The 26,577-nt window shown below is 68.5% G+C and carries 25 protein-coding genes; 10 read left to right on the forward strand and 15 right to left on the reverse strand.

The features are described 5' to 3' along the window. Window positions 1-55: 55 nt before the first annotated feature. The 8 genes from ACM26W_RS19420 to phoR are packed head-to-tail and all read left to right on the forward strand — an operon-like array spanning window position 56 to window position 7,058. Window positions 56-838 (forward strand): DUF3450 domain-containing protein, encoded by a 783-nt coding sequence (locus ACM26W_RS19420; protein ID WP_416138596.1) that lies wholly within the window; start codon window positions 56-58, stop codon window positions 836-838. Further along, window positions 835-2,205 carry a MotA/TolQ/ExbB proton channel family protein gene (locus ACM26W_RS19425; protein WP_416138597.1) on the forward strand — a complete coding sequence of 457 codons (1,371 nt, stop codon included), beginning with the start codon at window positions 835-837 and terminating at the stop codon, window positions 2,203-2,205. The genes ACM26W_RS19420 and ACM26W_RS19425 overlap by 4 nt, the downstream gene beginning before the upstream one ends. Further along, window positions 2,186-2,731: a MotA/TolQ/ExbB proton channel family protein gene (locus tag ACM26W_RS19430; protein ID WP_416138598.1), complete on the forward strand. Its 546-nt coding sequence runs from the start codon at window positions 2,186-2,188 to the stop codon at window positions 2,729-2,731. Before ACM26W_RS19425 ends, ACM26W_RS19430 begins: the two co-directional genes overlap by 20 nt. Continuing rightward, on the forward strand, window positions 2,715-3,125 hold the full coding sequence (locus ACM26W_RS19435) for an ExbD/TolR family protein (protein ID WP_416138599.1): 411 nt from the start codon (window positions 2,715-2,717) through the stop codon (window positions 3,123-3,125). The genes ACM26W_RS19430 and ACM26W_RS19435 overlap by 17 nt, the downstream gene beginning before the upstream one ends. Next, window positions 3,122-3,886 carry a TonB family protein gene (locus ACM26W_RS19440; protein WP_416138600.1) on the forward strand — a complete coding sequence of 255 codons (765 nt, stop codon included), beginning with the start codon at window positions 3,122-3,124 and terminating at the stop codon, window positions 3,884-3,886. Before ACM26W_RS19435 ends, ACM26W_RS19440 begins: the two co-directional genes overlap by 4 nt. Before the next feature lie 5 nt (window positions 3,887-3,891). Then, the gene (locus ACM26W_RS19445) at window positions 3,892-5,010 is read left to right on the forward strand and encodes a hypothetical protein (RefSeq protein ID WP_416138601.1); all 1,119 of its coding nucleotides are present in this window, start codon (window positions 3,892-3,894) and stop codon (window positions 5,008-5,010) included. Window positions 5,011-5,050: 40 nt separating this feature from the next. After that, window positions 5,051-5,740 (forward strand): phosphate regulon transcriptional regulator PhoB, encoded by a 690-nt coding sequence (phoB, locus tag ACM26W_RS19450; RefSeq protein WP_416138602.1) that lies wholly within the window; start codon window positions 5,051-5,053, stop codon window positions 5,738-5,740. Between the two features lies 1 nt (window position 5,741). After that, on the forward strand, window positions 5,742-7,058 hold the full coding sequence (phoR, locus tag ACM26W_RS19455; protein WP_416138603.1) for a phosphate regulon sensor histidine kinase PhoR: 1,317 nt from the start codon (window positions 5,742-5,744) through the stop codon (window positions 7,056-7,058). On the opposite strand, the gene cysZ is transcribed toward phoR, so the two are convergent. The 6 genes from cysZ to ACM26W_RS19485 form a co-directional block, all read right to left on the reverse strand. Next, window positions 7,044-7,775: a sulfate transporter CysZ gene (cysZ, locus tag ACM26W_RS19460; protein ID WP_416138604.1), complete on the reverse strand. Its 732-nt coding sequence runs from the start codon at window positions 7,773-7,775 to the stop codon at window positions 7,044-7,046. The genes phoR and cysZ overlap by 15 nt on opposite strands. 81 nt (window positions 7,776-7,856) lie before the next feature. Next, on the reverse strand, window positions 7,857-8,585 hold the full coding sequence (gene phoU / locus ACM26W_RS19465) for a phosphate signaling complex protein PhoU (RefSeq protein ID WP_416138605.1): 729 nt from the start codon (window positions 8,583-8,585) through the stop codon (window positions 7,857-7,859). A 44-nt stretch (window positions 8,586-8,629) separates the two neighbouring features. Then, on the reverse strand, window positions 8,630-9,445 hold the full coding sequence (gene pstB / locus ACM26W_RS19470) for a phosphate ABC transporter ATP-binding protein PstB (protein WP_416138606.1): 816 nt from the start codon (window positions 9,443-9,445) through the stop codon (window positions 8,630-8,632). 27 nt (window positions 9,446-9,472) lie between these two features. Next, window positions 9,473-10,885 carry a phosphate ABC transporter permease PstA gene (pstA, locus tag ACM26W_RS19475; protein ID WP_416140928.1) on the reverse strand — a complete coding sequence of 471 codons (1,413 nt, stop codon included), beginning with the start codon at window positions 10,883-10,885 and terminating at the stop codon, window positions 9,473-9,475. A 116-nt stretch (window positions 10,886-11,001) separates the two neighbouring features. Then, on the reverse strand, window positions 11,002-12,189 hold the full coding sequence (locus ACM26W_RS19480; RefSeq protein WP_416138607.1) for an ABC transporter permease subunit: 1,188 nt from the start codon (window positions 12,187-12,189) through the stop codon (window positions 11,002-11,004). Between the two features lie 75 nt (window positions 12,190-12,264). Further along, window positions 12,265-13,296, reverse strand: coding sequence for a PstS family phosphate ABC transporter substrate-binding protein (locus ACM26W_RS19485; protein WP_416138608.1), 1,032 nt, complete (start codon window positions 13,294-13,296; stop codon window positions 12,265-12,267). Window positions 13,297-13,370: 74 nt separating this feature from the next. Between ACM26W_RS19485 and ACM26W_RS19490 the strand changes: the two genes are divergently transcribed. Next, on the forward strand, window positions 13,371-13,772 hold the full coding sequence (locus tag ACM26W_RS19490; RefSeq protein ID WP_416138609.1) for an acyl-CoA thioesterase: 402 nt from the start codon (window positions 13,371-13,373) through the stop codon (window positions 13,770-13,772). Between the two features lie 73 nt (window positions 13,773-13,845). Here ACM26W_RS19490 and ACM26W_RS19495 read toward each other — a convergent pair whose 3' ends face one another. The 3 genes from ACM26W_RS19495 to hexR form a co-directional block, all read right to left on the reverse strand. Next, window positions 13,846-14,934 carry a TRAP transporter substrate-binding protein gene (locus ACM26W_RS19495; RefSeq protein WP_416138610.1) on the reverse strand — a complete coding sequence of 363 codons (1,089 nt, stop codon included), beginning with the start codon at window positions 14,932-14,934 and terminating at the stop codon, window positions 13,846-13,848. A 174-nt stretch (window positions 14,935-15,108) separates the two neighbouring features. After that, entirely contained in the window at window positions 15,109-17,313 is a 2,205-nt protein-coding gene (gene uvrD / locus ACM26W_RS19500) for a DNA helicase II (protein WP_416138611.1), read from the reverse strand. Window positions 17,314-17,535: 222 nt separating this feature from the next. Then, window positions 17,536-18,393 (reverse strand): transcriptional regulator HexR, encoded by an 858-nt coding sequence (hexR, locus tag ACM26W_RS19505; protein ID WP_416138612.1) that lies wholly within the window; start codon window positions 18,391-18,393, stop codon window positions 17,536-17,538. Window positions 18,394-18,643: 250 nt separating this feature from the next. On the opposite strand from hexR, the gene ACM26W_RS19510 reads away from it, so the two are divergent. Beyond that, window positions 18,644-18,853: a PA3496 family putative envelope integrity protein gene (locus tag ACM26W_RS19510; RefSeq protein ID WP_110069414.1), complete on the forward strand. Its 210-nt coding sequence runs from the start codon at window positions 18,644-18,646 to the stop codon at window positions 18,851-18,853. Between the two features lie 96 nt (window positions 18,854-18,949). Here ACM26W_RS19510 and ACM26W_RS19515 read toward each other — a convergent pair whose 3' ends face one another. The 6 genes from ACM26W_RS19515 to ACM26W_RS19540 form a co-directional block, all read right to left on the reverse strand. Continuing rightward, the gene (locus tag ACM26W_RS19515; protein ID WP_416138613.1) at window positions 18,950-20,293 is read right to left on the reverse strand and encodes a sodium-dependent transporter; all 1,344 of its coding nucleotides are present in this window, start codon (window positions 20,291-20,293) and stop codon (window positions 18,950-18,952) included. A gap of 226 nt (window positions 20,294-20,519) precedes the next feature. Then, window positions 20,520-21,386 carry a DUF72 domain-containing protein gene (locus ACM26W_RS19520; RefSeq protein WP_416138614.1) on the reverse strand — a complete coding sequence of 289 codons (867 nt, stop codon included), beginning with the start codon at window positions 21,384-21,386 and terminating at the stop codon, window positions 20,520-20,522. Next, window positions 21,383-23,218 carry a glutamine--fructose-6-phosphate transaminase (isomerizing) gene (gene glmS, locus ACM26W_RS19525; RefSeq protein ID WP_416138615.1) on the reverse strand — a complete coding sequence of 612 codons (1,836 nt, stop codon included), beginning with the start codon at window positions 23,216-23,218 and terminating at the stop codon, window positions 21,383-21,385. Before glmS ends, ACM26W_RS19520 begins: the two co-directional genes overlap by 4 nt. Before the next feature lie 11 nt (window positions 23,219-23,229). Then, window positions 23,230-24,594, reverse strand: a complete 1,365-nt coding sequence (glmU, locus tag ACM26W_RS19530; RefSeq protein ID WP_416138616.1) for a bifunctional UDP-N-acetylglucosamine diphosphorylase/glucosamine-1-phosphate N-acetyltransferase GlmU — start codon at window positions 24,592-24,594, stop codon at window positions 23,230-23,232. Window positions 24,595-24,651: 57 nt separating this feature from the next. Beyond that, the gene (locus ACM26W_RS19535; protein WP_416138617.1) at window positions 24,652-25,734 is read right to left on the reverse strand and encodes an FAD:protein FMN transferase; all 1,083 of its coding nucleotides are present in this window, start codon (window positions 25,732-25,734) and stop codon (window positions 24,652-24,654) included. 37 nt (window positions 25,735-25,771) lie between these two features. Next, complete coding sequence (locus ACM26W_RS19540; RefSeq protein WP_416138618.1) at window positions 25,772-26,572, reverse strand: undecaprenyl-diphosphate phosphatase; 801 nt, start codon at window positions 26,570-26,572, stop codon at window positions 25,772-25,774. Window positions 26,573-26,577: the final 5 nt, after the last annotated feature.

Below are 26,577 nucleotides of genomic sequence, written 5' to 3' on the forward strand. Positions count from 1 at the left end.
AGCGCCACTCTTACTTTGTGGTGGTCCAATGTTTCACCCCTAGGGGAGCATGGATGTGGAGATCCGTCGGAATCCGCTCTTGTGTGGCGCGGCCCTCTGGCTGCTGGTGGCGTCATCGGCCGGTGCCGATGCGCTGCTGCAGGAAGCCGGTGAGACACAACGTGCCCAGGCCGAGCTGCAGCAGCGCATCGAGGCCGCCGATGACGAGGTGCGGGAGCGGATCGAGGAGCTGCGGCGGCTGGAGCGGGAGACACGCCAGCTGAGAGAGCAAAATGCCGAACTCGCCCAGCGTCTCGAACGCCAGGCCGAGACCCTGGACCGCCGTGAGGCAGCGTTTGCTACCCTGGCCCAGACCCGCGAGGCGCTGCCGGGCCTTGAGCGGAGCTTGGTCGAGCGTCTGGCCCGCTGGGTCGAGCGGGACCTGCCATTCCTCGTCGAGGAACGCCGGGCCCGTGTGGCCGGCCTGGAAGCGGGACGGGGCGACCCCGATGCCTCGCCGGCCGAACGCCTGGAGCGCATCCTCGCCGCCTGGCGAACCGAGCTCGACTACGGCCGCGAGTTCGACGCCTGGCGGGGCTACCTGGGAGGCGGCGGCGTGCGTCGTGAAGTGGAGTTCCTGCGCCTCGGTCGGGTGGGCCTCTACTACCTGACACCGGACAGCCGCGAGGGGGGGGTCTGGCGCGCCGAGGAGGCGCGCTGGGTGGCGCTGGACGAGGCGGCGCGCCGCGCGGTGCGCTATGGCCTGCGCATCGCTCGCGACCAGCGAGCCCCTGAACTGCTGAAGTTGCCGGTTTCGCAACCGCTGCAGTCGGCGTCCGACGGGGAGGAGCGTCCATGAGCCCCAAGACATGGTGGAGCGCTGCCCTGCTCGCAGCCCTGTGGCTGGCGCTGGCCGGACAGGTCCAGGGGCAGGCCGAACCGCTCGAGACGCTGCGCGCCGAGCGCCAGGCCGCCGAAGTGCGCGACCTGGCCCGCCTGGAGGGGCTGCTCGAGGATGGCCAGGCCCTCCAGGCCGCCCTGAACGAGGCCCGTGAGGCCCACGCCGATGCCAGCGCGCGCCATGCGGAACTCCAGGCCCGCGATACTGCGCTGGCCGAGCGCCGCGCCACGCTGGTGGCCCAGGCCGAGCAGGGCAACGATCTCGTCACGGTGCTCGGGGTGCTGGCCCGCCACAGCGGCGAGCTGCGCGATGCCCTGGCCGACAGCTGGCTGACGGTAGGTGGCCCGGCGCTACCGCCGCGCCTGGACGATGCCGAGGTGCTGACCCGCGAGCATGTGGAGACCCTGGGCGATGCCCTGATGGCGCTCACCGCCGAGACCGGTCGCGTCGTGCGTCTCACCGCCCCGGTGGCGGATGCCAGCGGCGAGATCGCTCCCCGGGAGGTAGTGCGCCTGGGCGATCTGATGGCCTTCAGCGACGGCGCCCTGCTCCGGCGTGGCGTCGGGGATGGCACGCTGGCCACCCTGGCGCGCACGCCGCCCGACGTGGCCCGACACCTGGCGGCCTTCCAGGCCGGCGAGGACGAGACCCTGGTGCTGGATCCCACCCGTGGGCAGGTGATCGCGGCGCTGGCCCAGCGCCCCAGCCTGACCGAGCGCTTCCACCAGGGCGGCGCCGTGGGCTACGTCGTGGTGGGCCTGGGGGGCCTCGGCCTGCTGGTGGCCCTGGTCCAGTACACCTATCTGCTGCGGGTCAGTTGGGCGATGCGCCGCCAGCTGCGCGACCCGAGACGGCTGCGCGAGGACAACCCCCTGGGTCGGGTCCTCAAGCGCTTCGACTCCCTGGCCGACGACCCGGTGCCGGAGGCGCTGGAGGCGCGTCTCGACGAGGCGGTACTGGCGGAGCAGCCCAGGCTGGAGCGAGGGCAGGGACTGGTCAAGATGCTGGCGGCGGTGGCACCGCTGCTGGGGCTGCTCGGCACCGTCCTTGGCATGATCGTCACCTTCCAGGCGATCACCGTGTACGGCACCGGCGACCCGCAGCTGATGGCCGGGGGCATCAGCCAGGCCCTGGTGACCACCGTGCTGGGGTTGATCACCGCGGTGCCACTGCTGTTCGCCCATACCGCCCTGGTCGCACGCAGCCGCCAGCTGGCGTGCGTCGTGGAGGGACAGGCCAGCGAGGCCCTGGCCGAGCGGCTCGAACGGCGTGGACCCCACGACACGCACAAGGGGAGTGACGGCCATGCTGGCGCGCTGGATTGAGCCCCTGTACCACTTGGTCGATGCCGGCGGCGCCATCCTGGTGGTGATCGCCCTGGTGGCGGCCCTGCTGTTCAGCCTGGCGCTGGAGCGGGGGCTGTTCTTCCACATTACCTACCAGCGCGCTCGCCGACGGCTGTTCGAGCGCTGGGCGGCGCGTCCCGACCATTTGAGCTGGAGCGCCCGAACCCTGCGCGAGGTATGGACCCAGGCGCTGATTACCCGGCTGCGCCGCCCACTGCCCTGGCTCAAGCTGCTGGTGACGCTCTGCCCGTTGCTGGGGCTGCTCGGCACCGTGACCGGGATGATCGTGGTGTTCGACAGCCTGGCGCTAAGTGAAACCGGTCAGGCGCAGGCCATGGCCGATGGCGTGGCTCGGGCGACCCTGCCGACCCTGGCCGGGATGGCGGTGGCGGTGGTCGGCCTGCTCTTCACCAGCCGACTCGAACAGGTCATACGGCGCGAGGACCAGTGGTTGCACGACCGCATGGCCGAAGCCGTGGAGGACACTCATGCGCAGACGCCGTAGTCTTGGAGGACCCGCTGACGATACCGGTGAGGTCAACCTGACCCCGATGCTGGACGTGGTCTTCATCATGCTGATCTTCTTTATCGTCACCACCAGTTTCATCAAGGAGAGTGGGATAGAGATCCAGCGCCCCGAGTCCAGCGCCGCCATGCCTCAGCCCGACGCCCAGCTGATGGTGGCGATCACCTCAGAGGGGGCCGTCTGGGTGGATGGCCGCCCGGTGGACGCCCACCGGGTGGGCGATGAGGTGGCCGCGCTGGTCAGCGGCGACGGTGGGGTGGTGATCCAGGCCGACCGTCAGGCCACCACCGGCCTGCTGATCGAGGTGATGGACCGCCTCCGCGAGGCCGGCGTCGAGCAGATCGCCGTGGCCGCGACCCGGAGCACGCCATGATCCGGGGGCCTCTCTCGGCCGTGGCCGGTACGCTCATGGCGCTGGTGCTCTTCGGGTTGCTGGCATGGCTGGTCACGCCGCCCGAGGAAGCGTTCGTGTTGCCCGATGAGCCCATCATGCTGAGCAGCCTCAGGGCGCCCGAGGCGGAGCCGGAATCGCCCGAGTCGCCCCCCGACGCCGCGCCGGCCGCCCCGCCCCGCATGTCGGAATCACCGCCCCCCACGCCGGAGCCGGCACCGCCCATCGAGAGTCCCATTGCCCTGCCGGAACCCGAGCTGCCGCCGGAGCCCGTCGAGCCACTGGAGCTGGACATCGAACTGCCGGAACTCGCCGAAGCGATCCCCGAGCCCACGCCGCAGCCACCTGCCGAGCCGGCCCCGCAACCTGCGGCCGAGCCGGCTCCTGCACCGTCGCCGGCACCCACGCCGCGGCCTGCCGAGCCGGCATCACCCGCCCCCGCGGCGGTCAGCGCCGAGCCGGCCTCCCGCGAGCCGGTGGAGGTGGGGGCGATCCCACCCACCCGCCTGGTACCGCCCGAGTACCCTCCGCAGGCCCGGCGGCGTGGCCTGGAGGGACACGTGGAGCTCGAGTTCGTGATCCTCCCCGACGGACGGGTCGACGCCTCGACGATTCGCGTCACCGACACGCGGCCACGCAACGTCTTCGAGGACGCCGCCCGGCGGGCGGTGGCACGCTGGCGCTTCGAGCCGGCCGAGGGGCTGCGCCGTGCCCGCCAGCGCCTGGAGTTTCAGCTGAGGTAAGCACCATGTTGGCAATGCGACTCGCCACCCTGTGCGCCACCGGTTGGCTGCTGATCATCACGCCGGCGGTCGCTGCTCCCGCTCTGCCTGGCGACTTTATCGCCGATCTCGAGAGCCTGCAGCAGCGCCTTCAGCAGGGCGACATCGAGGCGGTGGGAGCGCGCGCCCTCTTCCAGGCCGAGCGCCTGTCCGGCGGTAACGCCGCCGACCGCTGGGCGCGGGCCCTCTACCTGCAGCTGGCGGCCGGTGCCGAGGCCCGGGCCGGGCGTCCCGGCGTGGCGGCCGAACGGCTGCGCGAGGCTCGGGAGACACCGGGCGTGGAGGCTGCCCAGCGCGACCGCTGGCAACGCGATGAGGCGCGGCTGCGCCTGGCCGCCGGCCAGCACGAACGCGGCGCCGACCTGTTGGCCGACTGGCTGGCCCGTCATCCCGATGACGTGGAAGGTCACTGGCGCCTGGCCAGGGCCCTGGCCAACCTGGAACGCTGGGAGATGGCCGCCGATGCCGTCACCCGTACCCTGGCGGTGACGCCTCAGCCCGAGGCGAGCCAGCGGGCCCTGGCCAACGCCGTCTACCGCCGCGCCGGCCGCGAGGAGCTGGCGCTGGCGCTGAGCGAGGCCGGGCTCGAGGGCTCGGGTGATCCCGCAGCCTGGCGCGAAGCCGCGGCCCTGGCCCAGCGGCTGGGCGACTCCGTACGCGCCGTGGCGATCTGGGAGACCGGCTGGCGCCGTGGCGTGCTGACTGGGGCGGCGGACCTGCAGCGGCTGGTCGCGCTGCATCTGGCCGGCGGGACTCCGGCGCGGGCCGCCGAGCATCTGGAGACGGGACTCGCCAAGGGGCAGCTGGAGGATGGCGAGGAGCACCGTCGGCTGCTCGCCCAGGCCTGGGAGGCGGCCCGGGACCGCGAGCGGGCGCTGGCCGCCTGGGAGGCACTGGCCCAACGGACCGACAGCGGCGCGGACTGGCTATACCTGGGTCAGCTGGCCTACGCCTGGGGGCAGTCGGCCCTGGCCGAGCGGGCCCTGCGGGCGGCCAGCGAGCGGGGCCGGGAGGAGGCCGAGCGCTGGCTGGAGGCCCTGACAGGGCCAGGCCGGGACTGTCATGCTAGTGTCATGATGACATGATGAGATCGTCATCGATCCGCCACTGCTCCGAGGCTTCCGGATGACCGCCAAGACCGTTCTGATCGTCGATGATGAGGCGCCGATCCGCGAGATGATCGCGGTGGCGCTGGAGATGGCCGACTACCGCGTGCTCGAGGCCGACAACGCCCAGGCCGCCCACGCGATGGTGGTCGACCACCAGCCCGACCTGGTACTGCTCGACTGGATGATGCCCGGCACCAGCGGCATCGAGCTGGCTCGCCGCCTCAAGCGCGAGCCGACCACCGCCGAGTTGCCGATCATCATGCTTACCGCCAAGGGCGAAGAGGACAACAAGATCCAGGGGCTGGAGGCCGGCGCCGACGACTATATCACCAAGCCCTTCTCGCCCCGAGAGCTGGTCGCCCGCCTCAAGGCGGTGCTGCGCCGCGCCACGCCCCAGGGCGTCGAGGAGGCGGTGGAGGTGGACGGCCTGCTGCTCGACCCGATCAGCCACCGGGTCAGCGCCAGCGGCCGTGCCGTGGAGATGGGCCCCACCGAGTATCGCCTGCTGCAGTTCTTCATGACCCACCAGGAACGTGCCTACACCCGTGGCCAGCTGCTGGATCAGGTCTGGGGCGGCAATGTCTATGTGGAGGAGCGCACCGTGGACGTCCATATCCGCCGCCTACGCAAGGCCCTGGGCGAGCGCCACCAGCACCTGGTACAGACGGTGCGTGGCACCGGCTACCGGTTCTCCGCCAAGGGCTGACGTGGGCCTCTGGAAGCGGGAACTGTGGCGTCTCCTCCTGCTGACCGGCAGCGGCCTGCTGGTCGGCTGGCTGCTGTCACATGCCTGGGCCGGCCTGGCCTTGGGCCTGGCCGCCTGCCTGGCCTTTCATCTGCACCAGCTTCGCCGACTCCACCGCTGGCTGACCCTCACGCCCCAGGCCGAGCCCCCTGCCACCACGGGGGTGTGGGGCGAGCTGTTTGACCGACTTTATCGCTACCAGAAGGGGCAGCGCCACACCCAGGAGCGACTGCTGGGCATCATCAAACGCATCCAGGAGTCCTCCGAAGCAATGCGCGACAGCGTGGTGATGCTCGACCGCCACGGCGACATGGAGTGGTGGAACAGCGCCGCCGAGCGCATGTTGGGACTGCGCACCACCCATGACCGCGGCCACCACATCACCAACCTGCTGCGGGACCCGCGCTTTATCGACTACTTCCACGCCCGCGACTACCGCGAGCCGCTGACCCTGCCCTCGCCCATCGACGAACAGATGGTGCTGCAATTCCAGATTACCCTCTACGGCGACGATGAGCGGCTGCTGATGGCCCGCGATATCACCCGCCTGCACCGCCTGGAGGAGATGCGCCGCGACTTCGTGGCCAACGTCTCCCACGAGCTGCGGACCCCGCTCACCGTGCTGGCCGGCTACCTGGAGACCTACGCTACCTACGCCGACCAGCTGTCGCCGCGCTTCGCCCGGGGACTGCCCCGGATGCAGGAGCAGACGGCACGCATGCAGAACCTGGTGAGCGACCTGCTGCTGCTGTCGCGACTGGAGATCGATCGCGGCGGCGAGGACCACGCCCCCCTGGCGATGGCATCACTGCTGGCCAGCGTACAGCACGACGCCGCAGCGCTCTCAGCCGGCCGCCACACCATCGACGTGGAGCTGGTGGAGCCCAGGGCGCTGCTCGGCAGCGAACAGGAGATCCGCAGCGCCCTCTCCAACCTGGCCTTCAATGCGGTGCGCTATACCCCCGAGGGCAGCCGCATCGTGCTGCGCTGGCAGCCCAGGGGGGACGGCGCCAGCCTTGAGGTGGAGGACAACGGCAAGGGCATCGACCCGGTTCACCTGCCGAGGCTCACCGAGCGCTTCTATCGGGTCGACAAGGGCCGCAGCGCCGCCACCGGCGGTACCGGGCTGGGACTGGCCATCGTCAAGCACGTGCTGCTGCGCCACGACGCCCGGCTGGAGATCGACTCGCTGCCCGGCCAGGGCGCCCGCTTTTGCTGCCTGTTTCCCGCCGTACGGCTCAGGGCAGAGGCCCCCCAGAAGGTCTCAACGAGCCGCTGAGACAGCCAGTCCACGGTAGTGCTGATCCCACATCAACACTCCAGCGGAAACCGCGCCTGGCAGCAGGAAGAGGTTGGCCAGCGGGATCCAGGTCACCAGGGTCACGCAGCCGCCAAAGGTGAGGCTCTGCCACCAGCGCGACGCCAGGCGGCGGCGCATATCGGCGAAGGTCACCTTGTTGTTGTCCATGGGGTAGTCCAGGTAGGTGATGGCCATCACCCAGGCCGAGAACAGCACCCAGAGCAGCGGGGCGACGAGATTGAGGCCGGGAATCCAGCTCACCACCAGGAGCAGCAGGGCCCGGGGCGCGATATAGGCCAGCTTGACCAGCTCGCGCCCCAGGGCGTCCACGGCGGTCTTCATCAGCCCCCTGTCGTCCAGGGGTGGCCGGCCGGTGGCCACCACCTCCACCTTGGCCGCCAGAAAGCCGTAGAAGGGGGCGGCGATCAGGTGGGTCAAGAGGGTGAAGGTGAAGAACACGATCACCACCAGGCTGATCACGAACAGCGGCCAGATCAGCCACTCGAGCCAGGCAAGCCAACCGGGCACGAGCGCCATCCAGCCATCCAGCCAGCCGCCGAAGTTGGCCAACACGTAGCGCAACATGGCGCCGTAAACCAGCAGGTTGACGACGATGGGCGCGAAGACATAGCGGCGCAGGCCGCGCGAGTAGGTCAGGCGGGTGCCCCGGGTCAGGGCGGTGACGGCATCGAGCATGGTGATTCCTTGAGACGAAACGACGCAGGCCACCGCCGAGGGCGGTGGCCTGCGCTATTGACGGCCAATCACAGCGCCCGGTCAATCCTTGCGGGTGATCGCCTGCTCGTCCAGGTCCTCGGGGTCGGTGTGGCGGATATCGAGCCCCTTGACCAGATAGACCACGTACTCCGCGAGGTTGTTGGCATGGTCGCCGATGCGCTCCAGGGCGCGCAGGATCCACATCAGGCTGAGGATCGGCGAGATCAAGCGGGCATCCTCCATCATGAAGGTCATCAGCGAACGCATGGCGCTGCGGTACTCTTCGTCCACCTTCTCGTCCTCATGAACCAGTTCCAACGCCAGCTCGATGTCGAAGCGGGCGAAGGAGGTCAGGGCGTCACGCACCATGCGGCGCACGTGCTCGCTGATCATGCGTACCTCGACGAAGCCGCGTGTGCCGTTGTCGGCCTCGATCAGGTCGCCGGCGTTGCGGGCGATCTTGCTCGCCTCGTCGCCAATACGCTCCAGGTCGGAGGCGGCGCGGATCACCGCCAACACCAGGCGCAGATCCGAGGCGGCGGGCTGACGCCGCGCCAGCACCTGGGTGCACTCCTCATCGATCTTGATCTGCATGTCGTTGACCGCGCGGTCGTTATCCACCACGCGGCGGGCCAGCTCGGAGTCTCCTTCGAGCAGCGCCTCCACGGCCTCCTGGACCTGCTTCTCTACCAGGCCGCCCATGGCCATCAGGTGGGTCTTGAGCTCCTCGAGCTCCTGGTTGAACTGCCGCGAGATATGGCGGCTATGGATATCGCTGGTAATGTCCATGGTACTCCTCTCCTGGGAATGGGCCTGGGGCCTGGGGGCCCTCGTCAGGCCATGCGCCCGGTGATGTAGTTCTCGGTTCGCGCGAGGCGCGGGTTGGTGAACAGGGTCTGGGTGGGGCCGTACTCCACCAGTTCGCCCTCCTGCAGGAAGGCGGTGTAGTCGGAGACCCGCGCCGCCTGCTGCATGTTGTGGGTGACCAGCACCAGGGTCAGCTGCGACTTCAGGTTGCGGATCAGCTCCTCGATCTTCAGCGTCGAGATCGGATCCAGCGCCGAGGCGGGCTCGTCGAGCAGCAGCACCTCGGGGCGCACCGCCAGGGTGCGGGCGATCACCAGGCGCTGCTGCTGGCCGCCGGACAGGGACCAGGCCGAACTCTTCAGGCGATCCTTCACCTCCTCCCACAGGGCCGCCGACTGCAGTGCCCACTCGACGATGTCGTCCAGCTGACGCTTGCGGATCCCGCCCTGCAGGCGCAGCCCGAAGGCCACGTTGTCGTAGATCGACATGGGGAAAGGGTTGGGGGCCTGGAAGACCATCCCCACCCGCCGGCGCAATTCCGCCACCTCCATCTCCGGGTCGTGGATGTCCTGCCCTTCGAGGCGAATCCTTCCATTCAGACGCACCTCATCGTTGAGGTCGTGGAGCCGGTTCAGGGCGCGCAGCAGCGTCGACTTTCCGCAGCCCGAGGGCCCGATGAAGGCGGTGACTCGATGGCGTGGTACACGCAGCGTCAGCTCACGCAGCGCCGGCGAAGCGCCATAGGCCAGGCTCAGCCCTTCGATCTCCAGGCAGCAGCGGGCCGGGTCGAAGTCGATGATCGAGCTTCCGGCGGCGGACCGCGGCGACGGGAAGACGGACATCGGGTACACACTCCTCGGACAGGGTCGCTAGCGGCGCGGCAGCGCCCCGTGACGCGCCCTGAGATGATGGCGCAGAAATATTGCAGTCAGGTTAAGCACCAGGATCACCAGCACCAGCAGCAGTGCAGTGGCATAGACAAGCGGCAGGGCCGCCTGGACATCGCCGCCGTGGAAGGCCACGTCGTAGATGTGGTAGCCCAGGTGCATGAACTTCCGCTCAAGATGCAGGAAGGGAAACTCACCGTCCACCGGCACCTGGGGCGCCAGCTTGGCGACTCCCACCAGCATCAGCGGCGCCACCTCGCCGGCGGCCCGGGCCACGGCCAGGATGACCCCGGTGAGCATCGCCGGCGCGGTCATCGGCAGCACCACCCGCGCCAGCATCTCCACCCGGGTAGCACCCAGGGCCAGGGCGCCCTCGCGCTGGTGGTTCGGTACCCGGGCCAGCCCCTCCTCGGTGGCCACGATCACCACCGGCAGGGTCAGCAGGGCCAGCGTCAGCGAGGCCCACAGCAGCCCCCCGGTGCCGAAGGTGGGCGAGGGCAGCTGGTCGGCGAAGAACCACTCGTCCAGGCTCCCGCCGATGCCGTAGACGAACACCCCCAGCCCGAAGACCCCATAGACGATGGAGGGCACCCCGGCCAGGTTGCGCACCGCGACGCGCACCAGGCGGGTCAAGCGCCCCTGGTGGGCGACCTCGTTGAGATAGATGCCCGCCAGCACGCCGAAGGGGGTCACCACCACCGACATCAGCAGCACCATCAGCACGGTGCCGAAGATCGCCGGCCATACGCCGCCGGCGCTGTTGGCGGCGCGGGGTCCCTCGGACAGGAAGCGCCATACGCCACGGCCCCAGGCGGCCATCTTCGCCGGCAGCGACATGGCGTTGGGCTGCCAAGCCCGCAGTACGTGCTCCAGCCGCTGCTGAAGGCGGCGGCCATCGACGCTCTCCAGCAGCAGCCTGTCACCCGTGATGCGCGCCTGCAGCGCCCGAATTCGTGCGTTGGCGCGCGCCAGCTCGGTCTCGGCCCCAGGGTCCCGCTCCAGGCGCCTGATCAGCGGCACCACTACCTCATCGCGCAGACGGTCACGCTCCGCCCTCAGCGCCGTGAGCTCCTTCAGGCGCGCCTGCAGCGCCGCCCAGGCGGCCTCGCCCTCGACGCGACCGGCGGCATTCTCCAGCGCCAGCAGGCGGCCCTGGAAGGTCCCCCAGCGGGTTCGCTCCAGCACCACCAAGTCGCGGGGGCGGCTCTCGGCGGCGATCTCCTCCACGGCCACCCAGCGCCAGATGGCGCCGTCCAGGTCCCGATTGGCGGTCAGGTAGAGCCGTTCGCGCCCCACCGCGCTCGGAAGTCGCTCCTCGCGCACCGCCTGGCCGGCCAGCTGGCGACCGTCTTCCAGGGTCACCAAGGTGACGGGTGACGGCCAGAAGTGCCCCATCCCCCGCACCGCCAGCAGGGTCAGTAACCCGGCCAGCAGCAGCAGCGACAGGGCCACGCTGCCGGCGGCGAGCCACGGCCAGGGGCCCTCGCCGCGGGGCAGCCGAGCGCGACCGATCAAGACAAGCCCCCCAGGCGCCGGTAGCGACTGCGCAGCCGCGCGTGGACCAGTTCCGCCAGGGTGTTGACCAGGAAGGTGAAGACGAAGAGCGCCAGCGCCACCAGGAACAGCAGCCGGTAGTGGATTCCGCCCGGCACCGCCTCGGGCAACTCGATGGCGATGGTGGCAGCCATGGAGCGCATGCCCTCCAGGGGGCTCAGGGTCATCAGCGCCGTGTTGCCGCTGGCCATCAGCACGATCATGGTCTCGCCCACGGCACGACCGGCACCGATCATCACCGCGCTGAGTACGCCCGGGGCCGCCGCCGGCAGCACCACCTTCCACAGGCTCTGCCAGCGGGTCGCCCCCAGCGCCTGGGCCCCCTCGCCGAGATTTGCCGGCACGCCGGAGAGCGCATCCTCGGCCAGGGCATAGATGCCGGGAATGACCGCGAAGCCCATGGCCAGGCCGACGATCAGCGCATTGCGCGAGGCGTAGCCCAGCCCGAAGTGCGCTTCCAGCCAGTGCCGCAGGTTACCGCCGAACAGCAGCGCCTCGAGCCAGGGGGAGAGCCAAAGCGCCAGGCCTGCGAGCAGCGCCAGCCCAGGCATCAGCCACAACCCGGCCCAGCCCAGGGGAAGTCGACGCCGCCAGGCCGGCGGCAGGCGCCTCCAGGACAGGCCGGCCAGCAGCATGCCCGCCGGCAGACAGATCAGCAGCGCCAGGGCACCGGCGAGGTGACGCTCCACCCAGGGCGCCAGCACCAAGCCGGCCACGAAGCCCACCACCACGCCGGGCATCGCCTCCATCAACTCCAGGGTGGGCTTGAGACGGCTGCGCAGCCGCGGCGGCATGTAGAGGGCCGAGTGGATGGCCGCGCCCAACGCCAGCGGGACGGCGAACAGTAGCGCCCAGAAGGCGGCCTTGAGGGTGCCCCAGGCCAGGGGCTGCAGCCCATAGCCGGCGGTCTCCCCGGGCAAGGTGCCGGGCTGCCAGCGGGGCTGCCACAGTTCGCGCCAGCCCACGCCGTGACCCGCCTCGAGAAACAGCGGCGCTACCTCCAGGGCCAGGAAGACGCCGATGGCCAGCACCGCCACCACCACGCCGATGCCACCGGCCGTGATCAGCAGGGTCGCCAGGCGGTCCCTCAGGCGCCGCCACCACTGGTGGCGCGGCTGGGCCCTGGGCGGCAGAGGGTCGATCATGGCCGCTCCCGGTCGATCATCGGCAAGTGGAATAACAATACTCTACGACATCCTGGTGACAGTTGGGTGACAGCCTCAGCGGTCACCCTTGCGCCCGAGCCGGCGCCGCTGGCGCTCACGGTCGGCCGGGGTCAGGGGGACAAAGCCAAGCTCTTCCACCACCGCCTGGCCGGCGTCGGAGAGCACCAACTCGAGGAAGGCACGCTCGGGCCCCGGTAGCGGCGTCCCCGGCGGCCGGTTGACGTAGAGGTAGAGGCTGCGCGACAGCGGATAGTCGCCGCGGCTCACCATCAGGGCGCTGGGCGGGTGGAGCTCACCGCTCTCGCTATCGCGCCGGGGGACCGCGCGCACCGCGGGCGTCAGGTGGTTGAGCCCGGCATAGCCGATGGCGGCGGGCTCCGCCGCTACCGCCGCCACCACCGCGGCCGAGCCGGGATGCTCGTTGACGTCGAGCCGAAAGCGACCGCCGCACAGACCGCGGAGGCGAAACAGATCATGGGTGCCGGAGGCCACATTGCGGCCATGCAGCGACACGCGCCCCCCGGGCTGATCGACGCCGAGCTGTGACCAGCGCTCGATGGGGGTCGCGGCGCCGCAGCGCAGGGTCTCCGAGAAGAGCGCATCCAGCTCGGCCAGGGTCAGGCTCTCCAGCGGATTATGGCGGTGCACCACCACCGCCAGGGCGTCCCGGGCCACCTCGAGCTCGAGCGGCGGATAGCCGTGGCGCTGGGTGAAGGCTGCACGCTCGGCCTCGTTCATGGGACGCGACATGGGCCCCAGGCGGGTGGTACCGGCGATCAGCGACGTGGGCGCGCTGGCCGAGCCGCTGGCCTGGAGCTGCAGGCGTACCGCGGGGTGCTGCTCGGCCAGCGCCTCTCCCCAGCGAAGCATCAGCCCCGCCAGGGTGTCGGAGCCTACCGCCCCCAGGGTGCCGGCCACCTCGTCGGTGTCCGCCTGAGCCGGGCCCGGCAGCAGGACCAGGAGCAGCAGCACCAGCCAGCGTCTCGCCAGCCGATGCCGCCATTTGCCAAGCCTGCCGGTGCTGCACACGCCCCTGCCGAGGGCCGCGCTGCGACGCTGGTGGGCAGTGATGACTGCATATACCATGGCCCCCGATTCAGACATCCGTATGCCTCTTGTCGCTTACGGTCACAATAACAAGCCAGGATGATGACATTTTCATGACAGACCTCGACGATATCCCCGCCCCCAAGGGCGATCTCACCCTGAAACTGCTGGCCAGCCGCCAGGATACCAACCTGCACGGCGACATCGCCGGTGGCTGGCTGGTGGCCCATATGGACCAGGCCGCCGAGCTGGCCGCCGGCCGCGAGGCCCATGGCCGGACCGCCACCGTGGCCATAGAGGCCATGGACTTCCTGTGTCCGGTGCGCGTGGGCTCGATGGTCAATGTCTATACCACCCTGCGCGAGATCGGCCACAGTTCGCTCCGGATCGACGTGGAGGTGTGGATCCGTCAGCCCCAGGAGCGAGATCCCCGTGAGCTTCACAAGGTGACCGAGGCGAGCTTCGTGATGGTGGCCCTGGACGACAAGGGCCGCATCCGCGCCGTGCACCAGTAGCCGATGACACTCCCCCACACGTACCGGGGGCGCCAGTTGGCGCCCCCGGTGTCGTTTCAGCCAGTGAGCGCTATCAGGCGCCCAGCGCCGCACGCGCCTTGAGGTATTCGAACTCGCCGGCGTCGCTGAACGGGCGCACCAGCTTCTGGAAGGCCAGGTAGGACTCGTAGGCCTTGGCGGAGTCGGGGTCATTGGCCACCTGCTCCTCGATGACCTCTCTGGAGGCCTCGAAGAGAGCAGCCAAGACATCCTCCGGGAAGGTGCGCAGCTGTACGCCGTGCTCATCCACCAGCGTCTCCAGGGCCTGGGCGTTGCGGTAGGTGAACTCGCTGATCATCGCCAGATTGGAGGCGCGAGCGGCTTCCGTGACCACCGCCTTGAGGTCGTCCGGCAGGGCGTTCCAGGCATCCAGATTGACGGTGCCCTCGAGGATGGCCGAGGGCTCGTTCCAGGGCGAGGTGTAGTAGTAGTCGGCCACCTGATGCAGGCCGAAGGCCAGGTCGTTGTAGGGGCCGACCCAGTCGGCGGCATCGAGCACGCCTGTCTGCATGGAGGTGAATATCTCGGAACCCGGCATGTTCACCGTGGTGACGCCGATGCGGTTCATCGCCTCACCAGCCAGCCCCGGCAGACGCAGGCGGATGCCCTGCATGTCGGCGAGGGAGTTGATCTCCCTCTTGAACCAACCGGCCATCTGCGCGCCGGTGTTGCCCACCGCGAAGGGCTTGAGGTTGTGCTTGGCGTAGATCTCGTCCCACAGCTCCTGTCCGCCGCCATGGTAGATCCAGGCGTTGGTCTCGGTGGTGTTCATGCCGAAGGGCACCGCGGTGAAGAACTGTGCCGCAGCGACCTTGCCCCGCCAGTAGTAGGAGGCGGAGTGGCCCATCTCGGCGGTGCCGGCGGCCACCGCATCGAAGACCTCCATGGCCGGCACCAGCTCGCCGGCACCGTGCACACGGATGCGCATGCGGCCATCGGAAAGCGCTTCGACGCGCTGGGCGAACTCGTTGGCGCCGGTGCCCAGCGCCGGGAAGTTTCTGGGCCAGGAGGTCACCATGTCCCAGGTGAGCGTCTCCTGGGCGCTGGCGGTGGAAACGAAGGGGGCGGCGGCGACACCGGCGGCGCCGGCACCCATGGTCTTCAGAAAGTTGCGGCGTTGCATGAGGGCATGACTCCGAAAGGCTTGTTATCTAGAGACGCGCGGATGTATGGGCAGGCGCGGTGAAACCTCTTGGTAGTATGCGCCAAGGCTGAATTGGCCCACAAGGCCGGGGAGCTGACGGCTTGGTCAACGGAAAATCGGCGACCGCGTCTCCGTAACGGGGGCCTCGGCCTGTTACAGGGGCGTCAGCTTGGCGAACCCCAGCACCAGCCACTTGTCGCCTTCTCCTTCGAAGCTGACATGGACCCGGGCACGCTCCCCTTCCCCCTCGGCGTTGAGGATCACGCCCTCGCCGAACACCGGATGCCGGACCCGCTGGCCCAGCGACAGGGTGGGCAGATCATCGCCGCCCTGCACCGAGGTCTGACGCAGCCCGGGAATCGGCCGGCTCGCGGTTAACGGCCGCGAAATCTGGCCGCGCAGCCGCACCTCTTCCAGGTACTGCTCGGGAATCTCGCGCAGGAAGCGCGAGGCGCGCTGGAAGGTCTCCTTGCCGTGCAGACGACGGATCTCGGCGTGGGTCAGGTAGAGCTTCTTCATGGCACGGGTCAGGCCCACATAGCAGAGCCGGCGCTCCTCCTCCAGGCGGCCCGGCTCCTCCGCCGACATGCGGTGGGGGAAGAGCCCCTCCTCCACCCCGGCGATGAACACCACCGGGAACTCCAGCCCCTTGGCGGCGTGCAGGGTCATCAGCTGGACGCTGTCCTCGAACTCGTCGGCCTCGTGCTCGCCAGCGTTGAGCGCCGCCTCGGAGAGGAAGGCCTCCAGCGCCACGGCTCCCTCGCCCGCCTCCGGCGGGTCGAAGGACTCCCCCTGGGTAAACGCGCGGGCGGCGTTGACCAGTTCTTCCAGGTTCTCGACCCGGGCTTGGCCCTTCTCGCCACGCTCGCTGAGGTGATGCGCCACCAGCCCCGAGGACTCGAGGGCCTGGTCGATGATCTCGTGGAGCGCCAGCCCCGCGGTGTCGTTGTCGAGCCGTTCGATCAGCTCGGCGAAGGCCTGCACGGCGCTGCCGGCTCGACCCTTGAGCGAGCCATCGGCCAGGCCATCATGGAGTGCCTGCCACAGCGAGACGCCCGTCTCTCGGGCGCAGGTGCGCAGGATCTCCACGGTGCGGGTGCCGATGCCCCGAGCCGGCACGTTGATCACCCGCTCCAGGGAGGCGTCGTCGTCGCGGTTGAGCAGCAGGCGCAGGTAGGCCAGGGCGTTCTTGATCTCCAGGCGCTCGTAGAAGCGGTGGCCACCGTAGATGCGGTAGGGCACGCCCTGGCGGATCAGGGACTCCTCGATCACCCGGGACTGGGCGTTGGAGCGGTAGAGGATGGCGATCTCGCGGCGATTGAACCCCTCGTCGACCTTCTCGCGGATGGTGTCGACGATGAAGCGGGACTCATCCAGATCATTGAAGCCGCTGAACACCGAGATCGGCTCGCCGCGGGAGCCAGCGGTCCACAGCTCCTTGCCCATGCGCTCGGTGTTGTGGCTGATCAGGGCGTTGGCGGCCTCGAGAATGGCGCTGGTGGAGCGATAGTTCTGCTCCAGGCGCACCGTCTTCGTCTCCGCGAACTCCCGCTCGAAGCGGCGGATGTTCTCCACCCGGGCGCCGCGCCAACCGTAGATCGACTGGTCGTCATCGCCCACCACGGTCATCGGCGTGCGCATGCCGGTGAGCAGCTTCAGCCAGGCGTACTGCAGGGTGTTGGTGTCCTGGAACTCGTCCACCAGCACGTGGGCGAAGCGTTCCTGATAGTGGGCCAGCAGGGCGGGATTGTCGCGCAGCAGCTCCAGGCTCCTGAGCAGCAGCTCGCCGAAGTCCACCAGGCCACCGCGTTCGCAGGTGAGCTGGTAGCGCTCATAGAGCTCGACCATCTGCCCCAGGTAAGCGTCGCCGTGGACATCCACCTGGTGGGGGCGCAGCCCCTCCTCCTTGCAGCCGGAGACGAAGGTCTGCACCTGGCGCGGCGGGAAGCGCTCGTCATCGATGTCATGGTCCTTGATCAGGCGCTTGACCAGGCGCAGCTGGTCATCGGAATCGATGATCTGGAAGTGCTGGGGCAGGCGGGCATCCTGCCAGTGGGTACGCAGCAGGCGGTGGGCCGTGGAGTGGAAGGTGCCGACCCAGACGTGGCGCAGCGAGAGGCCGAGCAGCGCCTCCAGGCGGGTGCGCATCTCGCGGGCCGCCTTGTTGGTGAAGGTCACGGCGAGCACGGCGTAGGGGGAGAGCCCCTCGGCCTGCATCAGCCAGGCGATGCGATGGACCAGCACCCGGGTCTTGCCGGAGCCGGCCCCGGCCAGCACCAGCATGTTGCCCTGGGGGGCGCTGACCGCCTCGCGCTGGGCGGTGTTCAGGTGGTCGAGGATCGCCGTGACGTCGTCCATGGGGAGGGCATCGCTGCTCGGAAAATGGGCGAATAGCTTAGCATAGGGGCAAGCTGGAAGCTGGAAGCTGGAAGCTGGAAGCTGGAAGCTGGAAGCTGGAAGGCAGCATGAAACTCCGCCGCCTGGGTCAAGGTTTTTCTCCCAGCTTAAGGCTTAAAGCTCCCGGCGAAGCCGGGCCGGGCTTTCTTCAAGCTTCCAGCCGCGAAGCGGCGCTCTTCCAGCTTATGGCTTGGTTTCGGGGAAGCGCAGCGGGATCAGGCTTTTCTTCACCGACGTGAGCTGCTCGGCCAGCTTCGGCCCACGGGTCTTGGCCACGCCCACCGCCAGCACGTCGACCAGCACCAGATGGGCGATGCGAGAGCTCATGGGGGTGTAGATCTCGGTGTCCTCATGGACATCGATATAGAGCGGCAGGGTGACCTCCTCTGCCAGCGGCGAGCCGCTGGGGCAGAGCCCGATCACCGTGGCACCAGACTCCCTGGCCAGGCGCACGCTGGCCACCAGCGCCCGGGTACGGCCGGTCTGGGAGATGGCCACCACCACATCGCCCTCCTTGAGGGTCACCGCCGACATGTTCTGCATGTGCGGATCGGCATAGGCCGCGGTGGAGATCTGCAGGCGGAAGAACTTGTGCTGGGCATCGAAGGCCACCGCGCCGGAGGCACCGAAGCCGTAGAACTCCACCCGGTTGGCCATGGCCAGGGCGTTGATCGCCTGGCTGAGCGCCTCGTTATCGAGGCGGTCGCGCACCGACAGCAGGGTGCCCACGGTGGAGTCGAAGATACTCTGGGAAAATTCCGCCACCGAGTCGCTGTCGTTCATGGAGAACTGCGCGAACTGGCTGCCGGTCGCCAGCATCTGCGCCAGCTTGAGCTTGAAGTCCTGGAAGCCGTTGCAGCCCAGGGCGCGGCAGAAGCGCACCACCGTAGGCTCACTGACCTTGGCCTCGGTGGCCAGGTCGACGATGCGCATGTGGATCACTTCCTCGGGGTTGCGCAGCACGAAGCGCGCCACCTTCTGCTCGGAGCGGCGGAAGTGCTCCATGCGGCGTCTCATCTCATCGAACAGGGCGCTGCTCACTGGGAACTCCTCGAATGGTGTATCGCCCCGGGCAGTGACGATAAATGAAAAGGGTTTGGACACAGTATGCCCAAGGAGCCGGGCGTTGTGCAGCGCAAGATGTCGGTACGGCTTCCCGACGCCAGCGTTTATCCTGCCCGAGTGCTAGCGTTTACCCTCCGTTGTAGCGAGAAACCCCCAACGTCATCATTCTGTCAAGTGCTATATAGTAAGAATTGCAGTGTCGCGTAGTGACCCAGGAGAGTCGATCATGCGCAATGTCGAACGGTTAACCTCCCTGAAGAGTGAGCTCCTCGACATCTTCATGAGCATGGAAGTGGTCGAACACGAGCAGCGCAGCCGCACCGCCGCCCAGCGAAACCTGCGGGCCCGGCGCGGCATCGAGCTCCACGAGGAGTTCAAGCAGCTGTCCCGTGACATCGCCGAGCTGCCCGAGGACGAGCTCGACGAGATGCACTGATTCCCGGCCGCTGACGGCCCGGAACGCCCACAGAACGACGCGAGCCCCGCCGGGGCGGGGCTCGCAGGGGTTTCTTTCCCCTCTCGATAGTCCCGCCTAGAGCAGGCCGGTGACGAACACCACGATCACCCCGATGGGCGCCACATAGCGCGCCACGACGTGCCACAGCCGCTCCTTGCCGCCGGCAAGGTTGAGCTCAGCGGCCACGCTGCTGCGCTCCAGGCACCAGGCCACGAACAGGATGGCGCCCAGGCCGGTCAACGGCAGCAGCACCTTGCTGGTGAAGGTATCCAGCAGATCGAAGATGTTCAGGCCGAAGATCAGCAGGCCATCCCAGACGTTGAACGACATCAGCGCCGCGATGCCCAGCGCCCAGACCGCCACGCCGCTCACCAGGGTCGCCGCGATGCGGGAGAGCGGGGTGCGCTCCTCCACCAGCTCCACCACCGGCTCCAGCAGCGAGATCGCCGAGGTCAGCGCCGCGAAGGTGAGCAGCAGGAAGAACATCAGACCGAGGATGGTGCCACCGGTCATGTTGCCGAAGGCCACCGGCAGGCTGACGAAGATCAGGCCCGGGCCCTCGCCGGGGCTCATGCCGTTGGCGAACACGATGGGGAAGATCGCCATGCCCGCCAGCAGGGCGATCACCGTATCCAGGATAATCACCGTGCGGGCGGTGCTGATCAGGTTGACGTCCTCGCCCAGGTAGGAGCCGTAGGCCATCATGATCCCCATGCCCAGCGAAAGCGTAAAGAAGGCCTGGCCCATGGCGGCCAGCACCACTCCGCCGGTCACCGCGCTCCAGTCGGGGCGGAACATGAAGGCCAGCGCCTCACCGAAGTGCCCCGTGGTCATGCCGTAGCCGACCAGTACCAGCATCAGGATGACCAGCGCCGGCATCAGGGTGCGCACCGCCCCCTCGAGCCCCTTGGTGACGCCGCGCGCGACGATGAAGATCACCAGCGCCATGAAGGCGGTATGCCACAGGGTCAGCGTGACGGGGCTACCCAGCAGGCCGCCGAAGAGGGCGCCGATGGCGTCGGCATCCTGTCCCGAGAAGGCGCCGGTCACCGAGCTCAGGGTGTAGGAGAGCGACCAGCCGCCGATCACGCTGTAGAAGGAGAGGATCAGGAAGGCGGCCAGCACGCCGCTGGCACCGACCAGGGCCCAGGCCGGCAGCCTGCCGTTCTTGCGGGCCAGGTCGGCCATGGCGTTGATGGGGTTCTCCTGGCCACGCCGGCCGATCAACCATTCGGCCACCAGGATCGGCAGGCCTACCAGGGCCACACAGGCCAGGTAGATGAGCACGAAGGCCGCACCTCCGCTGTCGCCCACCATATAGGAAAAACGCCAGATATTGCCCAGTCCCACCGCAGAGCCCGCGGCGGCGAGCACGAAGGTCATCTTCGACGACCACTGTGCATGCACGAGTTTAGACATGATTCACCCTGAGTGTACGTGTCGCCACCGGCCGGTCTGGCGCGATGACGGCTTGTGCTTGTCATTGCCACGTCCAGGGCGCCGTGGATCTCACGGCGCCTGCCAGAGCATGACAGGATCCAGGCAGGATCACTGCCGTAGCGGGGCCTAAAACTATCCGATCAAACGCTGGATGACCAGCCGAAGCTGACCCGTCGGGCGATCGGCTGTCATGGGTCATGGGCCATCAGAACAGGGCCGTCTGGGCCTCGCCCGGAAAGTCCGACAGGGAGGGCAGTGAGCAGGCCTCGGCGAGGCCTGCATGGAGGGATCTTGCCAGTTCTGGCGACTGGCGATTGTCCGGTGTATGCACCATCAGATAAGGAGTTTTCCCCTGTTTTATCCACAGGGCGAGGCGTTCGATCCAAGGGGCGAAATAGCGTTCGTTGATCGCCGGATCGAGATGGCCGATGAAGCGTACCAGCGGCCGGTCTCCCGTGGAAAGCACGTGTAAAGGGCGTCTTGGCTTTTCCCGCTGGGCCTTGGAGAGCCCGAGGTGAGCCTCCGGCGAGGTCGAGAAGAGTGGCCGCACATCGAGCATCACCCGGTCGACGCCGTGACTTATCAACAATCTGTTGAGGGCAATCTCGGCCGCCCCCTTGTGGAAAAACTCGGGGTGGCGGACCTCCACTGCACAGGGCAGCTCTCGCGGCCAGCGAGACAGCAGGGCCTCCAGCCTCGGGAGCTCCTCTACGCCGAAGTCACGGGGCAGCTGGACCATCATCGGTCCCAGCCGACCATGCAGCGGGGCCAGGGCAGCGAGAAAACCATCCAGCGCCGCCTCGGTGCCCGCCAGGCGGCGCTCGTGGGTCAGCGCCGCCGGCAGCTTGAAGCAGAAGCGAAAATCCGCCGGTACCTGGCCCGCCCAGGCCGCCACCGTCTCGGCCCGGGGGGCACCGCTGTAGAAGGTGGTATTGCCCTCCACCGTGCCGAACACCCGGGCATACTCCTCGAGCCCGCCGCCGTGAGGTGGATAGAGGCTGCCGCGCCAGTCGGGATTGGCCCACAGGGGCAGCCCCAGGTACAGGCGCGGTGGCTCAACGCTTGGGGTCACTCCACCGTCACGCTCTTGGCCAGGTTGCGCGGCTGGTCAACGTCGGTGCCCTTGAGCACGGCCACATGGTAGCTGAGCAGCTGCAGCGGCAGGGTATAGAGGATCGGCGCCAGCGCCTCGTGGACATGGGGCAGGCGAAGCACCCGGATCCCCTCCTCTTCGGCCATCGCCACCTCCTCGTCGGCGAAGACAAACAGCTCCCCGCCGCGGGCGCGCACCTCCTGGAGGTTGGACTTGAGCTTGTCGAGCAGCTCGTCGTTGGGGGCAACGGAAATGACCGGCATCTCGCTGTCCACCAGCGCCAGAGGCCCGTGCTTGAGCTCCCCGGCCGGGTAGGCCTCGGCGTGGATGTAGGAGATCTCCTTGAGCTTGAGTGCCCCCTCCAGGGCGATGGGGAAGTGCGCGCCGCGGCCCAGGAAGAGGGCGTGGTGCTTCTCGGCGAAGGCCATGGAGAGCACCTCGATCTGCGGATCCAGCGCCAGCACCCGCGCAACAAGCCGCGGCAGGCCGCGCAGGGCCGTCACCAGCTCGGCCTGGATGGCCTCGTCGAGCCCCTTCACCCGACCCAGCGCCAGGGTGAACAGCATCAGGGCGGTGAGCTGGGTGGTAAAGGCCTTGGTGGAGGCCACACCGATCTCGGGGCCAGCCAGGGTCATCAGGGTCAGGTCCGACTCGCGTACCAGGGAGCTGCCCGGCACGTTGCAGATTGCCAGGCTGGCCAGGTAGCCGCGCTCCTTGGCGAAGCGCAACGCCGCCAGGGTGTCGGCGGTCTCGCCGGACTGGGAGAGGGTGACAAACAGGGTGCCCTCGGGCACCACCACCTGGCGGTAGCGGTACTCGGAGGCGACCTCCACCTGCACCGGCACCCCGGCGAAGCGCTCGAGCCAGTAGCGAGCCACCATGCCGGCATGATAGCTGGTGCCGCAGGCCACGATGTGGATCTGACGGACATGGGCAAACAGCGCCTCGGCATCGGGACCGAAGCTCTCCACCAGCACCGAGCGCTCGCCGAGGCGGCCTTCGAGAGCGGCCGCGATCACCGCCGGCTGCTCGTGGATCTCCTTGAGCATGAAGTGGCGATAGTCGCCCTTGCTGGCCGCGCCATCGCCGTGTTCGAAGGTCTGCACCTCGCGCTCCACCAGGGTACCAGTGGCATCGAAGACCTCGATACGTCCGGCGGCGGAGAGACGCACCATGTCCCCCTCCTCCAGGTAGATGAAACGGTCGGTGACCTGTAGCAGCGCCAGCGGGTCGGAGCCCAGGAAGGCCTCGCCGATACCCACGCCTACCACCAGCGGGCTGCCCTTGCGGGCGCCGACGATCACGTCGGGCTCATCGGCGCTGACCACCCCCAATGCATAGGCGCCATCGAGCCGGGCCAGTACGCGCCGTACCGCAGCCAGCAGGTCTCCCGCCTCGCGGCTCTCACGCTCCAGCAGGTGCGCCACCACCTCGGTATCGGTCTCGGAGGTAAAGGCGTAGCCGGCCGCCTTGAGCTCCCGGCGCAGGGTCTCATGGTTTTCGATGATGCCGTTGTGCACCACCGCCAGCCGTTCGCCGGACTGGTGGGGATGGGCATTGGCCTCGCTGGGACGGCCATGGGTGGCCCAGCGGGTGTGGGCGATGCCGCAGCGCCCGGGCAGCGGCTCGGCCGCCAGACGCTCGGCCAGGGCGGCCACCTTGCCCACCGCCCGGCGGCGCTGCAGATCCCCTTCCGGCGAGAGCACCGCCATGCCGGCGGAGTCATAACCGCGATACTCGAGCCGTTTCAACCCCTCGAGGAGAATGCCTTCCACATTGCGCTCGGCAACGGCCCCGACGATTCCACACATGGTGACTCTCCTTAGCTGTCCTTGCTGGGACGCGGCCAGTCGGCCTTGCTGATCTGACGGCCGCGGGACACGGCCAGGGCATTGTCTGCCACATCCTTGCTGATGGTGGAGCCTGCACCCACGGTGGCGTTGCGGCCCACGCTCACCGGGGCCACCAGCGCCGTGTTGGAGCCGATGAAGGCGCTATCGCCGATCTCGGTGCGGTGCTTGTGGGCGCCGTCATAGTTGCAGGTGATGGTCCCGGCGCCGACGTTGACGTCACGGCCCAGCCGGGCGTCGCCCACATAGCTCAGGTGGTTGATCTTGCTGCTTTCACCCACCTCGATGTTCTTGGTCTCGACGAAGTTGCCGACCTTGACACCCACCGCCAGGCGGGTGCCGGGGCGCAGACGCGCGAAGGGGCCGACCCGGCCGCGCCCGGCGATGACCGTGCCCTCGATGACGCTATGCGGCTCGATCACCGTCTCGGCACCGATATGGCTGTCGCGGATCACGCAGTGGGGGCCGATGCGCACCCCCTCACCGAGCTCCACCTCACCCTCGAAGACACAGCCCACATCGATCTCCACGTCGTGTCCGCAGGTCAGGGTGCCGCGAATATCGATCCTCGCCGGGTCGAGCAGGGCCACGCCCTCGGCCATCAGCCGCTCGGCGATGGCCAGCTGGTGGGCGCGCTCCAGGCGCGCCATCTGGGCCCGGTTGTTGACGCCCTCCACTTCCAGCGAGTCGGCCGGCTGGGCGGTGACGATCTTCACCCCTTCGGCGGCGGCCATGGCAATGATATCGGTCAGGTAATACTCGCCCTGGGCGTTGTCGGCGGAGAGGCTCGGCAGCCAGCGGCGCAGCTGGGCAGCGGTCATGGCCATGATGCCGGTGTTGCACTCGTCGATCGCCCGCTCGCTCTCGGAGGCATCCTTATGTTCGACGATGGCCACCGCCTGCCCTTGAGCGTTGCGCAGGATACGCCCGTAGCCGGTGGGGTCCTCCAGGGTCACGGTCAGCAGCCCCAGATGATCGTCATCGACGCCCGCCAGCAGCCCCGTCAGGGTCTCACGGCGAATCAGCGGCACGTCGCCGTAGAGCACCAGCACCTTGCCTTCACCGAGGCCATCGAGGGCCTGAGCCACGGCATGGCCGGTGCCCTTCTGCTCGGCCTGTAGCGCATAACGCACCTCACAGTCGGAAAGGGCCTCGCGAACCCGCTCGGCACCGTGTCCCACCACCACGTGGGTGCGCTCGGCGCCAAGTCCGGTGGCGGTATCGATCACATGGCGCACCATCGGCTTGCCAGCCAGGCGGTGCAGCACCTTGGGGAGGGTCGAGCGCATGCGGGTCCCCTGACCCGCCGCGAGAATTACCACGTCCAGCGTCATCATGACTCCTTGTCCAGATTCGTCTATCTCTTCATTCCGGGGCTCTGTACATTCTAGGTCTCAGTGGACCTCCAGGCCCAGTTCCGCTACCAGTGTCTCGCCGAAGGCGTCGACGAAGGCGGGGCTGACGCGGCTCGTCCAGCCGCCCTCCTCCTCGCGGACGATCATCAACACGCTGAGTCCCTGCTCCCGGGCCAGGGCCATGCCCTCTTCCTCGCCGAGTACCATGAGCGCCGTGGCCCAGGCGTCGGCCCAGGCGTTGGAGGGGTGGGCCACCGTCACCGAGGCGAGGCGGTGGGTGATCGGCCTGCCGCTGCGCGGATCGAGGGTGTGGGAGAAACGCCGCCCCGCCTCCTCGAAATAGTTGCGATAGTCGCCGGAAGTGGCCACCGAGATATCGTGCAGCGGTAGAACGTGGCGGGCCTCCTGGCGATCCTCCAGCGGCGCCTCGATGCCGATGCGCCAGTGCTCTCCCTCGCCGTCACGCCCATCCTGGCCGTTCCGATAACCACTGGCGCTCAGGTCGCCGCCCAGGTTGACCAGATAGTGCTCGATGCCCTCGCGGTCGAGCAGGGCCGCCACCCGGTCGGTAGCGTGCCCCTTGGCCACCCCGCCCAGGTCCACGACGACCTCCCGCGTGCGACGCGCCTGCAGTGCCGAGAGATCGAGTTCCACGGCATCGACGCCGACCACCGCCAGGCGCTCGTCCAGGGTGGCCTCGTCCGGCACCTCTCGGGGGCGCGCCTCGGCGCCGAAGCTCCACAGGTTGACCAGCCCGCCTACGGTGACATCGAAGGCGCCGTCGCTCTTCTCCGATACCGCCTGGCCGATCGCCAGCACTTCCATCAGCTCATCGGAGAGCGGCTGCCACTCGACCAGGGGGGCCTGGTTGAAGGCCGAGAGCTCGGAGTCCTCGATATAGGTCGACATGGAGGCGTCTACCGCCTCGAGCACCTCGAGGATGCCCTCCTCCAACGCTCTGGCCTGGCCCTGGGTCAGGGGGTCGGCGATGGTCACTTGGTAGAAGCTGCCGTAGATGCCGCCCTCGAAGCGCACCGGGGAGTCGAGGGGGCGGTCGCGCTCCGAGCAGCCGGCCAGCAACAGCAGGAGGCAAAGAAACAGCAGGGAAGCCGGGGCTTTCATGATGCGAGCACTCTCCATGAAGAAAAGGGAAACGAGGCTACCAGAATAGCCACAGCAGCCAGCCACCGAGCAGCAGGCGATAGACCACGAAGGGCTGCATGCCGACCCGCTTGATGAAGGCCAGGAAGTAGTGGATACACAGATAGGCGCTGATGCCGGAGAGGAGGGCACCGACCGTCACCGCTACCCAATCCACCTCATGGGACTCGCGGATCAGACCGACAATCTCCAGCCCACCGGCCAGCGCGATTACCGGGATCGAGAGCAGGAAGGAGAAGCGCGCCGCCCCCTCGCGGCTCATGCCCAACAGCAGCGCTGCGGTGATGGTGATGCCGGAGCGCGAGGTGCCCGGGATCAGCGCCAGGGCCTGGGCCAGGCCGATCAGCAGCACGTCCTTCAGGCCGAGCTGGTATTCGCTGCGTCCGCCACGGCGGCGGCGCCAGTCGGCGTAGCCCAGCACCAGGCCGAAGCCGATCAGGCTCACACCGATAAGGATCGGCGAGCGCATGCCCACCTCGATGGCATCGCGGAAGGTGAAGCCAATCAGGCACACCGGCACGGTCGCCAGCAGCACCCACCACGCCAGCCTGGCATCGTCATCCTGCCCGCCGCCTCTCAGCGAGCCGACCCAGCTGACGGTCATGCGCACGAGCTCGTGGCGGAAGTAGAGCACCACCGCCGCCAGGCTACCGATATGCAGCGCCACGTCGAAGGCTAGTCCCTGATCGTTCCAGGGGGTCAGCACCGGCACCAGGATCAGATGGGCGGAGCTGGAGATGGGCAGAAACTCGGTAAGCCCCTGCACGATGGAAAGTACGACGACCTGCAGCCAGTCCATGGAAG

The organism is Halomonas sp. HK25 (genome assembly GCF_047795635.1).
In the GTDB taxonomy this organism is placed as follows: Bacteria; Pseudomonadota; Gammaproteobacteria; order Pseudomonadales; family Halomonadaceae; genus Halomonas.

Bases quoted from the DNA above. Each gene is read 5' to 3' on its own strand.
- ACM26W_RS19535 (WP_416138617.1), bottom strand. From the start codon at position 25,734: ATGAAAGCCCCGGCTTCCCTGCTGTTTCTTTGCCTCCTGCTGTTGCTG.
- ACM26W_RS19510 (WP_110069414.1), top strand. From the start codon at position 18,644: ATGCGCAATGTCGAACGGTTAACCTCCCTGAAGAGTGAGCTCCTCGAC.
- ACM26W_RS19515 (WP_416138613.1), bottom strand. From the start codon at position 20,293: ATGTCTAAACTCGTGCATGCACAGTGGTCGTCGAAGATGACCTTCGTG.
- ACM26W_RS19425 (WP_416138597.1), top strand. From the start codon at position 835: ATGAGCCCCAAGACATGGTGGAGCGCTGCCCTGCTCGCAGCCCTGTGG.
- uvrD (WP_416138611.1), bottom strand. From the start codon at position 17,313: ATGGACGACGTCACGGCGATCCTCGACCACCTGAACACCGCCCAGCGC.
- ACM26W_RS19440 (WP_416138600.1), top strand. From the start codon at position 3,122: ATGATCCGGGGGCCTCTCTCGGCCGTGGCCGGTACGCTCATGGCGCTG.
- glmS (WP_416138615.1), bottom strand. From the start codon at position 23,218: ATGTGTGGAATCGTCGGGGCCGTTGCCGAGCGCAATGTGGAAGGCATT.
- pstA (WP_416140928.1), bottom strand. From the start codon at position 10,885: ATGGGGCACTTCTGGCCGTCACCCGTCACCTTGGTGACCCTGGAAGAC.
- ACM26W_RS19480 (WP_416138607.1), bottom strand. From the start codon at position 12,189: ATGATCGACCCTCTGCCGCCCAGGGCCCAGCCGCGCCACCAGTGGTGG.
- ACM26W_RS19430 (WP_416138598.1), top strand. From the start codon at position 2,186: ATGCTGGCGCGCTGGATTGAGCCCCTGTACCACTTGGTCGATGCCGGC.
- glmU (WP_416138616.1), bottom strand. From the start codon at position 24,594: ATGATGACGCTGGACGTGGTAATTCTCGCGGCGGGTCAGGGGACCCGC.
- pstB (WP_416138606.1), bottom strand. From the start codon at position 9,445: ATGTCCGTCTTCCCGTCGCCGCGGTCCGCCGCCGGAAGCTCGATCATC.
- ACM26W_RS19540 (WP_416138618.1), bottom strand. From the start codon at position 26,572: ATGGACTGGCTGCAGGTCGTCGTACTTTCCATCGTGCAGGGGCTTACC.
- cysZ (WP_416138604.1), bottom strand. From the start codon at position 7,775: ATGCTCGATGCCGTCACCGCCCTGACCCGGGGCACCCGCCTGACCTAC.
- ACM26W_RS19490 (WP_416138609.1), top strand. From the start codon at position 13,371: ATGACAGACCTCGACGATATCCCCGCCCCCAAGGGCGATCTCACCCTG.
- phoB (WP_416138602.1), top strand. From the start codon at position 5,051: ATGACCGCCAAGACCGTTCTGATCGTCGATGATGAGGCGCCGATCCGC.
- ACM26W_RS19435 (WP_416138599.1), top strand. From the start codon at position 2,715: ATGCGCAGACGCCGTAGTCTTGGAGGACCCGCTGACGATACCGGTGAG.
- ACM26W_RS19485 (WP_416138608.1), bottom strand. From the start codon at position 13,296: ATGGTATATGCAGTCATCACTGCCCACCAGCGTCGCAGCGCGGCCCTC.
- ACM26W_RS19495 (WP_416138610.1), bottom strand. From the start codon at position 14,934: ATGCAACGCCGCAACTTTCTGAAGACCATGGGTGCCGGCGCCGCCGGT.
- ACM26W_RS19445 (WP_416138601.1), top strand. From the start codon at position 3,892: ATGTTGGCAATGCGACTCGCCACCCTGTGCGCCACCGGTTGGCTGCTG.
- phoU (WP_416138605.1), bottom strand. From the start codon at position 8,585: ATGGACATTACCAGCGATATCCATAGCCGCCATATCTCGCGGCAGTTC.